Genomic DNA, 12,297 nt, shown 5'->3' with positions numbered 1-12,297 from the left:
ATTTTACAAGCAAAAAACGTAAGCAAGAGAACACTTGCTTACGCTATAGAATAAACATCGCAACGATCGTGGTGACAATTAAGCCAATCATAACTGGTAAAAAGTTTCGACGTGCAAGTTCAAATGGATCGACTTTACAAATCGCAGCGGCAGGAATAAGTGCCCAAGGAATTAACGTCCCGCCCCCGGTCCATATAGCTGCAATTTGCCCGAGTGCTGTTAATGTAGCTGTTCCATGGCCAAGTGCTGTTCCGAAAAGATTGGCAATGGAACCAGCAAGTGATATACCTGAAAAACCTGATCCATCTAAGCCGGTAATGACACCAACGATAGTTAATGTCCCTGCCGATACATATTGATTTAAAGGAACAGTTTGAGATAAAGCGATGCCTAAGTCGTTAATGATTCCGTGTGAACCTTTTGGTAAATAGTCCCCGATAATTTTCAAAAAGCCACTATCTCCTAAATAAAAGAGTGCAGCGATAGGAATAACTGGTCCGAAAATTTTAAAGCCAAATTGGAGCCCTTCTATAAAGTAATCGGTCGTTTTATTCAGTCCATTACCTTTGTAGGCGATGAGAGAAATGATGATAATCATAATAACAGTTGTTCCGCCGATAAGTGCAGTTGCGTCGCTTCCTTGTAGTTTAAATTGAATCATGCAAAGGATATCGATGGCATATACGATCGGAATACAAATAGCGAGCCATTTTTTTGTCCGAGTAGATAATGAAGTGAGTGTTTTAGAAGACGCAGTTGATGAAATAGACTCTTGTATAGATAAGCCTGTATGAAATTCTTTTCGTAAGAAGAAAAAAGCGACGGAAGTTGTCACAATGCCCATAACGATAACGAGTGGAACACTTGCAGAAACAACGCTAGAAACAGGAAGACCAGCAGCGTCTGCGGTTAATTTTGGTGCGCCTTGTATAACGAAGTCGCCGGATAAAGCAATCCCATGACCGAATAAGTTCATAGCAATTGCCACTCCAATTGGCGGAAGGCCGACACGTACAGCAACCGGTAATAAAATAGCTCCCATTAAGGCAACAGCTGGAGAAGGCCAAAAGAAGAAAGAAATTGTCATCATCAAAAGACCGATAATCCAGTAGGCGAGGGTAGGGGTACGAATCATCTTTGTAAATGGTGAAATCATTGTATCATTTATGCCAGTATGAACGAGTAAATTGCTCATGGATACGATAATGGAAATGATTAATATAGTTGGTAATAGCTCAGTAATAGCGTAAATAAAACTTTGAAAAATGCCGCTAACGGCAAGAGGGATAGAACTTGTAGCAGTTAATGCTAATAAAAAGATGAAAACGATACAAATAATCGTCGTATCCTTTCGGAAAATAAAAAAGGTAATAATGGTGAGTAAACAAATAACATAGAGAGCGTGTAATAGCGTTAATTCAACTCCCATAACATTCACATCCTTTAGGCATTCGTGTAGTTTATTGTATGAAAGTAGGGAAAGTATGTGAGTATAGGAAACCGAAAAACCAAAATTTCATGTACCGTAGTGGCAAGGTTAAAAAATGGATGTTAAAATACAATTAATCCTAAAAATGGAATTAAAGGAGGCTTATGCGCAAAATAATTGGGTTTTGGGGCTTTATTCTCTCTTGTAGTCTATTAATCATTTTAAATTTGTTTACAAGCAATGAATGGATCAGTATTATACCTGTTTTTAGGTTTGTACTTATACTTTTATATAACTGGGATGATATGAAACAATATAGCAAGAAAAGTATTGGAATTATGATAGGTATCATCGTTGTTTGTTCATTATTCGTAGGAGTTATTTTAATAGAGGGTCAGAAACAAATGAAGAAAATGTCTATTTTTCAAGAATGGATGTCGTCTGCAAAAAGTCTTTATATTGTAATTGTAGTAGTTATTTTTCTAAGAATTGTTATAAGCATAGCAAGTTACATATTAAAGGAGAAGTAGAATGGGGGAGTACGAATGAGAGAGAAAATAGGTTATTATGGTGTGCTCGTTTGTTTACTATTATCAGTTATTTCAGGGCAATTTTTAAAAAGTGAATGGGTACCAGTTATATTATGTATAGGAGTATTGATTTTTGCTCCTATGTATCGCTGGGATGAGTGGAAAGCATATAGCCGAAAAAAGAAAATTGTATTCAGTATTGAGTTTGTCATGATAATTAGTACGATTCCGTTTTTGTTACTGAAGGGAAATGAGATAATAGATGGAATTGTAATGTTTCAAGGGTGGTTATTTATTACGAAATTGCTATATTTAATTTGCATTTTAATGTTGGTAGCGGTAGTCACTAAAACAGTAAATGAAAAGCTATTCGTTAATGAATAATAGAAGAAAGTGCCACCTTATCTGGTGGCACTTTCTTACTTTATTGAATGAGCTTTTTGCATCTTCTTAATTAAACGAATTTGTCCGCGATGATTGATTTCATCTTCAAATACGTGAAACCACTTAAAATAGTTATTTGCTTGTTTGTCATACCAAAAGTCTGTCGTTTTAAACAGCCATTCATCAGGTAACGATTGGAATGTTTCAATTGTTTTGGAACGTACTTCTTGTAATGTATCAATATAAAATTCTATAGAGTTTCCTTTTATTTCCTCACGTCCAAGAGCTTCTAACTCGAGGCCAGGTAACCATCTTTCTAGTTCGGCCTCCGTTGGTTCGCGGTCTTCAAAAGTATGAATCTGGTAGTAAAATTCAACAGCAGCCATGTGATATAATAGCATGCCGATTGAATTTGCTTCCTCATTATATAAATAATCAAGTTCTTCCATTGTTAAATCTTCCACCGCTTGCATTGTTGTATAGCGAGCGTAATTCATCATGGAAACTAGTTTGGAAAATTCAGGATGTAAACCATCTATTTTATCGATTACAAAGTTCAATTACAATTCCCCCTCTTGAAACGAATACTCCAGAGAAGGAATTCTATGTGCAGAGAAAAAATCCTGTTGGAAATTTCAAAATATTAACAAGGGATTACAATTAGTTCTCTATTTGATTTTGTAATAACTTCATATCCGTCTTTTGTAATGACAATATCATCTTCAATTCTACAACCGCCCCAGTTCGGTATGTAAATACCTGGTTCAACTGTAACGACCATACCCTCTTCTAAAGTAGCCTTACTTTCTTGGGATAGGCGGAGAGGTTCATGAATTTCTAATCCAAGACCATGACCAGTAGAATGTCCAAAATATTGACCGTATCCATGCTCAGTAATGTAGTTTCTCGTTATATCATCGATACGTTTTGCAGTTTCTCCAGGTTTAATCGCTTCAGTCCCGCGTTTTAATGCTTCAAGTACAATATTGTATATCTTTTTGAATTCTTCTGATGGTTCCCCGATTACTACAGTACGTGTTATATCGGAACAATATCCGTCGTAAAGTGCACCGAAATCTAATGTAACGATGTCGCCTCGTTCAATTATTTTATTTGATGCAACTCCATGTGGAAGGGAAGAACGAACACCAGAAGCTACAATAATTTGAAATGATGAAGATGCAGCACCTTTTTTTCGCATGAAAAACTCTAATTCATCTCGTACAGTATTTTCACTTATTCCTGGTTTTAGAAACGTAAGAATGTGGTGAAATGCTTCGTCCGCAATATTAGCTGCAATTTTCATTATTTCTATTTCAGGCGTGTCTTTAATGATACGAATATTTTCGATAATTTCGCAAACTTGAATCATTTCCGCCTGTACGTACTTTTGCAAGTTTTTATATTGTTGCAATGTCATGTTGTTTTCTTCAATTCCGAGTTTTTGAATGTTTAATTTTGACACTTGATTTGCAACTTCTTCCTTTAAATTTCCTTTATGCATAATAATTTCAGCATCTTTTATTTGTGATTTTGCTTGATCTACATAGCGGAAATCTGTTATAAAAACAGCTTGATCGGCAGAGATTAAGACGGCGCCAGCACTACCTGTAAAGCCTGTTGCATATTGGCGGTTTTCTTTTTTTGTAATAAGTAACCCGTCAATTCCGTACTTATGTAGTTGTTTTTGGATATTAGTTATTCTTATATTCATTTTAATGCCTCCTTTTTATATTTAATAAAGCAAAACTTGTGCCAATATACTTATTGACAATAAAAGAGAAGCGGGAGTTTTGTGTCAAAAAAACTAGACAAATATAAAATGAGGATGTCAAAAATTTATACAGTAATGTAAACTTGCATATTATAATCTTTCAATTCTAATATTATATTTTTTGTATAAATAAATGGTGATAATTGGTATAATAAGAGGTCGTTATGTTTTCTTGTAGATAAAGGTGCGTAACGAATAAATAGGAATAAGGAATGTGAGTATATGAAGAAATTAAGTAAAGTCATGTCATTTTGCTTCGCTGCTAGTATGCTAGTTGTAACAGGGTGTGAAAAAAGTGAAATCAAAGTTCAAGCAAATGAAACGATTGAACAGCTTGATGAAGCCCCAGAAGTGACAGAAAAAGAAGCGAAAAAGATTGTAAGAAAGAGTGTAGATGCAATAGCAAATGCATTTAGTGAGATGGAAAAAGAAAATGGATGGAGTCGAAATAATCCAGGAGATTTGGCGACAGCGAAAAAAGGAGTTAAGGGATTGGTTACAGAAAAATTTGTAGAGAACCAGCTTCCTAATTCGCTTGAAACATTTAATAGATCTAGAGAGACAGATATGTTGCCATTCCCTATTAATATTGAACCAGAAATGAGATTAACGTATACACAGAAAGATAAAAATTTAACGATTGAAACGATTATACCTTCAAATGATATGGGAAATGAAGCAGAGATATGGGAATTTATTTTCGTTTATAAAGATGGAAAATGGTTAATGGATAAATGGTCATCGCATACACCGAGAGATTTAAAACTTACGAAGGAAGAAGCTAGTGAGTTTCTGAAAATTCGAGGCTTTAAGAATGTCGATTTTGTTAAAGAGGAGAACAGTGGTGACAAAAAATATATTTTTAAAGAAAATGCTAGATTAATTGCTGTAGATGCAAAAACATCGGTTATTACATATGATTTAGATGAGCAAAAGCAGGAAAAAGAAACGAAAGAAAATAATAGTCAAGAACACGAAAACATTAAGGAAAATAGCATGAGTACGCATGCTATTTCTAAAGAAGAGAAGCAGACTAAAAAAGAAACTTCGTCAGCAGTAGGTAAAACTAAAGCTTTAAATGAGTTAGCGGCTCTAGAAAACCAAGAAAAACATACAAATGTCATGTCAACAAATGACATAGTAAATGAAATAGAAGGAAATTATGAACTGTGGGATAATAAACTAAATGAAATTTACAGTACATTAAAAAATACGATGTCCCCTGATGCATTTCAGTCATTAAAAACGAAACAAATTGCGTGGGTTAAAGAAAAGGAAAGTAAGGTTAAAGCAATTGGTACTGATACAAATAACGGGACGATGAGACGTATAGATGCTTCAGAAGAGAAATACAAGATGACAAAAGAAAGATGTTATGAATTAGTGAATGGGTATATGAACTAGTTGGAACGAATAAAAAAATGCGCTGCTTATAAGCAACGCATTTTTTTATTTAAGCTTTTAATTTCATTACAGTATCAGCATCGGGTGTTACATAAACAGTTTGCTGATTGTCGTACGTAACAAAACCAAGTTTTGCACCACTCGGTTTTTTCACATGGCGTATTTTGGTGAAATCAACAGGTACAGAACTAGACTCTTTTGCTTTACTGTAATAAGCAGCAATTTTGGCAGCTTCTAGTAAAGTTTCTTCAGCAGGTTCTAAAGAACGAATGACAACGTGAGAACCAGGTATATCTTTCGTATGTAACCAAATTTCATCACGACGGGCAAATTTCGTTGTTAAATAATCATTTTGTTTATTGTTTTTACCGACGAAAATCTCTGTGCCATCACTTGCTACATATTTATCTAATACTGGTTTAGTAGGCTTTTTCTTTCCGTTTTTCGTTTTACGATTGCGCATATAACCTTCTTCAGCTAATTCCTCACGAATTTCTTCAATATCTTTTGAAGAAGCAGCTTCCATTTGTTGAAGTAAGCTATCAAAATAAAGAATTTCTTCCTTTGTTTTTTCGATTTGTTCTTCTACAACAACAACGGAATTTTTCGCTTTTTGGTACTTTTGGAAATAGCGTTGTGCATTTTCAGATGGCGTTTTTAAAGGATCTAATGCGATCTTTACAGTTCCGCCATTTTCATCATAATAGTTAACGACTTCAATATCTTTATCGCCTTTTTTCAAAGCGTACATATTGGCTGTAAGTAGTTCTCCAAATAGTTGATATTTATCTGCTTTTCCAGCATCTTGTAATGTTTTTTCTAGTTTAATGAGTTTTTTCTCATTTTTATTTTTTTCGTTTTGCATAAAGCGCTCTAAATCATGAGCTTGTTGTTTTACACGGTCACGCTCTGCTTTTCCAAAAAAGAAACGGTCTAGCAATTCACTAACAGATGAGAATGTCTTGTCTTCTCCAGCTAAGTGCGCAAGAGGGAAAAGATAAAAGAATTCTTTCCCATTTGAAGTAGTCATTGTTGGTGAATATGTATGAGTTAATAATGGTTTTTGTATGGAGAAAAATGCGTCAGCTAATGCTTTTTCATTTACCATACCTGCTTTTTTCACTACTTCTTTTGCGAATAACGGTGATATTCCGGTAAAGGTTCCGACTAGCTGTTTATCCATGTTTCCAGATAGAAAGTCCAGCGGTCTAATAAATTCATCATTTGTTTCGATCTGAAGTGGGTTAATTTTATGTTGTGCTGGTGGTGCAATATATTCAGCTCCAGCGTATACAGTTCGATGTCGGTTTACTGCTAAGGAAACGTGTTTTAAGCTATCTAAAATATTGTTTGTTTTTGTGTCTACTAAAATGATGTTACTATGTCGTCCCATAATTTCAATTACTAATGTTTTTAGCGATTCATCACCAATTTCATTTCTGCTACGAACGGTAATTTGAATAATACGCTCTAAATCAATTTGTTCAATTTTTTCAATGAATCCACCTTCTAAATGCTTACGAAGAAGCATACAGAACATTGGCGGAAGTGCAGGTGAATCATAATTTTGATTTGTTAAGTGTAAACGTGCATATGTCGGATGAGCGGAAAGAATCAGTTTTTGATTTTTTCCGTTTGCTCGAATATGTAATAAAATCTCGTATTTTGAAGGTTGATATATTTTTGAAATTCTTCCCGTGTAAAGAGAATTTGCAATTTCATGTGTAATCGCTCTTGTAAATAATCCATCGAATGCCATAAATGAACACTCCTTTCTAACTAAAAGTTAATTATAGCATTTTTTTGGACGAGGCTGAATAAGCTTTCAATAGAGTATGTCTGGAATCAGGAGGTCGATAGCAGGATGAACTGGTATGGAATGCGTGCACATGAAGTGGAAGAAAGAACGAATACGAATGTGAAGGTTGGACTTACAGAGAAAGAAGCAGAAGGGCGAATTAAAAAATTTGGTACAAATGAACTAGATGAAGCAAAGAGGCCTTCTGCACTAATGGTATTTTTGGCGCAATTTAAAGATTTTATGGTGCTTGTTTTGTTTGGTGCAACAATCGTTTCGGCTTTTTTAGGGGAATACATTGATTCTATTGCGATTGTGGCAATTGTTATTATCAATGGTATTCTCGGATTTTTTCAAGAAAGAAAGGCTGAAAAGTCATTGGAAGCTTTAAAAGAGCTAGCCGCCCCGCAAGTAACTGTACTGCGAAATGGAAAGTGGGTAAAGGCACCGTCTAAAGCACTCGTTTTAGGTGATGTTATTAAATTTTCTAGTGGCGATCGTATTGGAGCTGATGTACGTCTTGTTGAGGCGTCGAGTTTATATATTGAAGAATCAGCTTTAACAGGAGAGTCAGTTCCAGTGCAGAAGAAAGTAGAAGCGTTGCAAGGGCAAGATGTTTCAATTGGTGATCAAAAAAATATGGCTTTTATGGGTACGATGATTACACGAGGGTCTGGAACAGGAGTCGTTGTAGCAACGGGTATGAATACAGCGATGGGCCAAATTGCAAATATGTTGCAAAATGCAGAGCAAATGGAAACACCATTGCAAAGAAGATTAGAGCAACTTGGAAAAATATTAATTATTGTGGCTCTTATTTTGACAGCGCTTGTCGTGTTAGCTGGTGTGTATCAAGGGAATGAAGTATATCATATGTTTTTAGCTGGCGTGTCGCTAGCTGTTGCTGCTATTCCAGAAGGGTTACCAGCAATCGTTACAGTAGCTTTATCGCTTGGTGTACAGCGTATGATAAAAAAGAGAGCAATTGTAAGGAAGTTACCAGCAGTAGAAACGTTAGGCTGTGCTTCTGTCATATGCTCTGATAAAACAGGAACGATGACGCAAAACAAAATGATGGTAACACATATGTGGTCAGGTGGAGAATTGTGGAAAGTGACAGGCCAAGGGTATGAACCTAATGGCTCTTTTATGAAAGGTGAAAAAGAAATTAATCCAGCTAAGACGAAATCACTTTATCAACTACTTACATTTGGTTCGCTATGTAATAACGCAAATATTATTCAAAAGAAAAAGGCGTATGTATTAGATGGAGATCCAACTGAGGGGGCGCTTGTAGCTGCAGCAATGAAAGCGGGGATAACGCGTGAGGCGCTGAAAGGGAAATTTGAAATTATTCGTGAATTTCCGTTTGATTCAACTCGAAAAATGATGAGTGTTATTGTACGAGATCGAGAGGGGAAAAAGTTTGTCGTTACGAAGGGAGCACCAGATGTCCTTCTGCAAATGAGTCAAACGATTTTATGGGGGGATAAGCAGCAACCATTAAGTGAGTTGTATAGAAAAGAAGTACAGGCGGCTATTCATAGCTTAGGTAGTCAAGCACTTCGAACAATTGCAGTTGCTTTTAAGCCTTTAAAAGTAACAGACTCAATTGAACATGAAAGAGATGTTGAAAAAGATTTTATGTTAGTTGGAATACAAGGAATGATTGATCCGCCAAGACCAGAAGTAGAGCAGGCAGTAAAAGAGTGCAGAGAAGCTGGTATTCGAACAGTGATGATTACAGGTGATCATAAAGTGACTGCAATGGCGATTGCAGAACAATTAAGCATTTTACCACCAGGTGGACGCGTTGTTGAAGGGGTAGAACTCGCAACTATGGATGTAGAAGAATTAGAAAATGTTGTAGAAGATACGTATGTATTTGCTCGTGTATCACCAGAACATAAATTAAAAATTGTTAAGGCGTTGCAAAATAAAGGACATATAGTGGCGATGACAGGTGATGGAGTAAACGATGCTCCAGCTATAAAAACTGCGGATATTGGGATAGCGATGGGAATTACAGGGACAGATGTTGCAAAAGAAGCTTCATCTCTCGTATTGCTGGACGATAATTTCGCTACGATAAAATCAGCAATTAAAGAAGGTAGAAATATATACGAGAACATACGTAAGTTTATTCGTTATTTATTAGCATCGAACGTTGGAGAAATTTTGGTCATGTTATTTGCCATGTTACTTGCACTACCGCTGCCGATGGTTCCAATTCAAATTTTATGGGTGAATTTAGTTACTGACGGTTTACCGGCGATGGCGTTAGGTTTGGATAAGGCCGAGGGAGACGTGATGAAGAGAACGCCGCGTCATCCGAAAGAAGGGGTATTTGCTAGAGGGCTTGCCTGGAAAATTATAAGTCGTGGCTTTCTAATTGGGGCAGTGACGCTAGTAGCATTTATTATTGCGTATAATCAACATCCAAATGAACTGAAATATGCACAAACTGTAGCGTTTGCAACATTGGTACTTGCTCAGCTGATTCATGTATTTGATTGCCGAAGTGAGCATTCTGTTTTCCACCGCAATCCGTTTGGAAATGTGTATTTAGTAGGAGCGGTTATCATTTCATTACTACTCATGCTAGTCGTTATATATTATCCACCGTTACAACCGATTTTTAGCACGATGCCAATACAAGCGAGAGATTGGTTGTTAATTGGAGGTTTATCGTCAATTCCGACCTTCTTATTAGTAGGCTCTTTATTAACAGGGAAGAAGGGGAAGAAGGAAAAGCCAATATTATATAAGAAGGGATTAAACTTGAAATAGTCAATGATATGAAAATGTGATATAATTTACAGAAGGTAGTAGAGCCTTGTCTCTATTACCTTTTTCATTGAGTTATTTCATGGCTTGGATGTGATAAAAAATGATTTGTAGTATGACAGGATTTGGAAGATCGAAAGTAGAGAGTGATACTTTTCAAATTACAGTAGAAATGAAATCGGTGAACCACCGTTTTCTAGAGATGAGTATTCGACTACCGAAGCAAATGACGGTATTTGAAGACAAAATTCGTAAAATAATTGCACAGCAAGTTCGCCGTGGACGTATTGAAGTGTCTATTAGTATAGCGGGTGAAGGGCTTGTTGAAAGAAAATTAAGTGTGAATTGGTCGCTTCTTGAGCAGTACCAATCGATTATGGAAGATATAAAAGGAAAATTTCAATTACAAGATTCTATTACACTCGAGCAATTAATGGCAATGCCAGAAGTAACAGCGATTGAAGAGGTAGAAAACGTAAATGAACAATTTGAGAACAGTTTATATGAGGCTGTTCGCCAAGCTGCTCATATGTTAAAAACGATGAGAGATGGCGAAGGAGAACGATTACATAAAGATATAGCGTATCGCTTACAAGAGATTCATAATTGTGTAAATGCTATTATTCCGCATGCACCAATTGTTACACAAAAATATCGTGAACGATTAGAAAATCGCTTAAAGGAATTACATAATCAAGATCTAGATGAACAAAGATTGCTAACAGAAGTTGCAATTTTTGCTGAGCGTTGTGATATTCACGAAGAGTTAGTTCGTTTGCAAAGTCATTTAGAACAATTCCATGAAACACTGCAGATTGAAGAGCCTGTTGGAAGGAAAATGGATTTCATCGTGCAAGAGATGCATAGAGAAATTAATACGATTGGTTCTAAGGCAAATGACTTAACAATTTCAAAATATGTTGTAGAAATGAAAAATAACCTTGAAAAAATTCGTGAACAAGTACAAAATATTGAGTAGCTTTCAAAAAATATATAAAGTTATACGTGGTGGAGAAATCGGATAGACTTACTAGGAGGCGCAAACTATGGCCATGCGGTTTTTAAATATTGGATACGGAAATATTGTATCTGCTCATCGAATTATTGCTATTGTAAGTCCGGAGTCAGCTCCTATTAAACGAACAGTACAGGAAGCACGCGAACATAATGCTTTGCTTGATGCTACGTATGGGAGAAAAACAAGGGCGGTTATTGTTATGGATGATGGGCATGTTGTATTAAGTCCAATTCAGCCAGAGACGATTGCACATCGTTTGAATAATAAAGAAGAGTTAAGTGAGGAAGGGTAGGTTTTACATATTTATGAGAAGTAGAAGAGGATTGCTCATCGTTCTTTCAGGACCTTCTGGGGTTGGTAAAGGAACGGTTCGAAAAGAGCTGTTTAGTCATGAGGATACACGTTTTCAGTACTCCATTTCAGTAACGACACGTAAGCCACGTGAAGGTGAAGTGGATGGTGTGGATTATTTCTTTAAAGAGAGAGAAGAATTTGAGGAAATGATTCGTAATGAAAAATTACTTGAGTGGGCTGAGTTCGTAGGTAATTATTACGGAACACCAATTGACTATGTTGAAAAAACATTACAAGAAGGAAAAGATGTATTCTTAGAAATTGAAGTGCAAGGAGCAATTCAAGTTAAGAAAGCTTTCCCAGAAGGTGTATTTATTTTCTTAGCACCTCCAAGTTTATCTGAACTAAAGAACCGAATTGTCGGTCGTGGTACAGAAACTGAAGATGTTATTGAAAATCGTTTAACGGTAGCGAAAGAAGAAATTGATATGATGGACGCTTACGACTACGTTGTAGAAAACGACCAAGTTGAACTAGCTTGTGAAAGAATTAAAGCAATTGTGGTTGGCGAACATTGCCGCCGCGAAAGAGTAGCAAAATATTATAAAGAAATGACGGAGGGTCTATAATTATGTTAAATCCATCAATTGATTCATTATTAACAAAAATCGATTCTAAATATACACTTGTAACAGTGGCTGCAAAACGTGCGCGCGAAATGCAACTTGCTAATAACTGTGTTGTAGAAAAACCAGTTTCTCATAAATGTGTAGGTAAAGCATTAGAAGAAATCGATATGGAAGCGTTAAGCTACGTACCAAGTGAAGATAAAGTAACTGAATAAGACTTTGTCTTCGACAATTTAAAACATAGACTTTA

General features: G+C 36.0%; 12 protein-coding genes. 8 read left to right on the top strand and 4 right to left on the bottom strand.

Annotated features, from left to right (window positions below):
- Positions 1 to 43 precede the first annotated feature (43 nt).
- Positions 44 to 1,429 carry a hypothetical protein gene (locus ACTT1L_RS05915; RefSeq protein WP_071741805.1) on the bottom strand — a complete coding sequence of 462 codons (1,386 nt, stop codon included), beginning with the start codon at positions 1,427 to 1,429 and terminating at the stop codon, positions 44 to 46.
- Between the two features lie 164 nt (positions 1,430 to 1,593).
- Here ACTT1L_RS05915 and ACTT1L_RS05910 point away from each other — a divergent pair, with 164 nt between their 5' ends.
- Positions 1,594 to 1,959 (top strand): YoqO family protein, encoded by a 366-nt coding sequence (locus ACTT1L_RS05910; RefSeq protein WP_071741804.1) that lies wholly within the window; start codon positions 1,594 to 1,596, stop codon positions 1,957 to 1,959.
- A 15-nt stretch (positions 1,960 to 1,974) separates the two neighbouring features.
- Complete coding sequence (locus ACTT1L_RS05905; RefSeq protein WP_001208265.1) at positions 1,975 to 2,343, top strand: YoqO family protein; 369 nt, start codon at positions 1,975 to 1,977, stop codon at positions 2,341 to 2,343.
- A gap of 35 nt (positions 2,344 to 2,378) precedes the next feature.
- On the opposite strand, the gene ACTT1L_RS05900 is transcribed toward ACTT1L_RS05905, so the two are convergent.
- Both ACTT1L_RS05900 and ACTT1L_RS05895 read right to left on the bottom strand, forming a co-directional pair.
- Positions 2,379 to 2,903 (bottom strand): DinB family protein, encoded by a 525-nt coding sequence (locus tag ACTT1L_RS05900; RefSeq protein WP_001012018.1) that lies wholly within the window; start codon positions 2,901 to 2,903, stop codon positions 2,379 to 2,381.
- Between the two features lie 83 nt (positions 2,904 to 2,986).
- A complete protein-coding gene (locus ACTT1L_RS05895; protein ID WP_071741803.1) occupies positions 2,987 to 4,057 on the bottom strand; it encodes a M24 family metallopeptidase in 1,071 nt (356 codons plus the stop codon).
- A 282-nt stretch (positions 4,058 to 4,339) separates the two neighbouring features.
- Here ACTT1L_RS05895 and ACTT1L_RS05890 point away from each other — a divergent pair, with 282 nt between their 5' ends.
- Complete coding sequence (locus ACTT1L_RS05890) at positions 4,340 to 5,521, top strand: lysozyme inhibitor LprI family protein (RefSeq protein WP_071741802.1); 1,182 nt, start codon at positions 4,340 to 4,342, stop codon at positions 5,519 to 5,521.
- Between the two features lie 49 nt (positions 5,522 to 5,570).
- Here the strand turns inward: ACTT1L_RS05890 and ACTT1L_RS05885 are convergent, their stop codons facing one another.
- Complete coding sequence (locus ACTT1L_RS05885; RefSeq protein ID WP_000863254.1) at positions 5,571 to 7,280, bottom strand: Rqc2 family fibronectin-binding protein; 1,710 nt, start codon at positions 7,278 to 7,280, stop codon at positions 5,571 to 5,573.
- A gap of 105 nt (positions 7,281 to 7,385) precedes the next feature.
- Between ACTT1L_RS05885 and ACTT1L_RS05880 the strand changes: the two genes are divergently transcribed.
- From ACTT1L_RS05880 to rpoZ, 5 genes are all read left to right on the top strand, one after another.
- Positions 7,386 to 10,109: a calcium-translocating P-type ATPase, SERCA-type gene (locus tag ACTT1L_RS05880; RefSeq protein WP_001104746.1), complete on the top strand. Its 2,724-nt coding sequence runs from the start codon at positions 7,386 to 7,388 to the stop codon at positions 10,107 to 10,109.
- Positions 10,110 to 10,209: 100 nt separating this feature from the next.
- Positions 10,210 to 11,085 (top strand): YicC/YloC family endoribonuclease, encoded by an 876-nt coding sequence (locus tag ACTT1L_RS05875; protein WP_071741801.1) that lies wholly within the window; start codon positions 10,210 to 10,212, stop codon positions 11,083 to 11,085.
- Between the two features lie 67 nt (positions 11,086 to 11,152).
- A complete protein-coding gene (gene remA, locus ACTT1L_RS05870; protein ID WP_001251458.1) occupies positions 11,153 to 11,416 on the top strand; it encodes an extracellular matrix/biofilm regulator RemA in 264 nt (87 codons plus the stop codon).
- A 13-nt stretch (positions 11,417 to 11,429) separates the two neighbouring features.
- The gene (gene gmk, locus ACTT1L_RS05865; RefSeq protein ID WP_001257738.1) at positions 11,430 to 12,047 is read left to right on the top strand and encodes a guanylate kinase; all 618 of its coding nucleotides are present in this window, start codon (positions 11,430 to 11,432) and stop codon (positions 12,045 to 12,047) included.
- A 2-nt stretch (positions 12,048 to 12,049) separates the two neighbouring features.
- Positions 12,050 to 12,262 (top strand): DNA-directed RNA polymerase subunit omega, encoded by a 213-nt coding sequence (gene rpoZ / locus ACTT1L_RS05860; protein ID WP_000933970.1) that lies wholly within the window; start codon positions 12,050 to 12,052, stop codon positions 12,260 to 12,262.
- The last annotated feature ends 35 nt before the right edge of the window (positions 12,263 to 12,297 follow it).

It is taken from the genome of Bacillus sp. FH, from assembly GCF_052216825.1.
GTDB lineage: Bacteria > Bacillota > Bacilli > Bacillales > Bacillaceae_G > Bacillus_A > Bacillus_A paranthracis.
This window is presented reverse-complemented; position numbering and strand designations above follow the sequence as displayed.

Bases quoted from the DNA above. Each gene is read 5' to 3' on its own strand.
- ACTT1L_RS05875 (WP_071741801.1), top strand. From the start codon at position 10,210: ATGATTTGTAGTATGACAGGATTTGGAAGATCGAAAGTAGAGAGTGAT.
- remA (WP_001251458.1), top strand. From the start codon at position 11,153: ATGGCCATGCGGTTTTTAAATATTGGATACGGAAATATTGTATCTGCT.
- ACTT1L_RS05915 (WP_071741805.1), bottom strand. From the start codon at position 1,429: ATGGGAGTTGAATTAACGCTATTACACGCTCTCTATGTTATTTGTTTA.
- ACTT1L_RS05885 (WP_000863254.1), bottom strand. From the start codon at position 7,280: ATGGCATTCGATGGATTATTTACAAGAGCGATTACACATGAAATTGCA.
- ACTT1L_RS05895 (WP_071741803.1), bottom strand. From the start codon at position 4,057: ATGAATATAAGAATAACTAATATCCAAAAACAACTACATAAGTACGGA.
- rpoZ (WP_000933970.1), top strand. From the start codon at position 12,050: ATGTTAAATCCATCAATTGATTCATTATTAACAAAAATCGATTCTAAA.
- ACTT1L_RS05890 (WP_071741802.1), top strand. From the start codon at position 4,340: ATGAAGAAATTAAGTAAAGTCATGTCATTTTGCTTCGCTGCTAGTATG.
- ACTT1L_RS05905 (WP_001208265.1), top strand. From the start codon at position 1,975: ATGAGAGAGAAAATAGGTTATTATGGTGTGCTCGTTTGTTTACTATTA.
- ACTT1L_RS05910 (WP_071741804.1), top strand. From the start codon at position 1,594: ATGCGCAAAATAATTGGGTTTTGGGGCTTTATTCTCTCTTGTAGTCTA.
- ACTT1L_RS05880 (WP_001104746.1), top strand. From the start codon at position 7,386: ATGAACTGGTATGGAATGCGTGCACATGAAGTGGAAGAAAGAACGAAT.
- gmk (WP_001257738.1), top strand. From the start codon at position 11,430: ATGAGAAGTAGAAGAGGATTGCTCATCGTTCTTTCAGGACCTTCTGGG.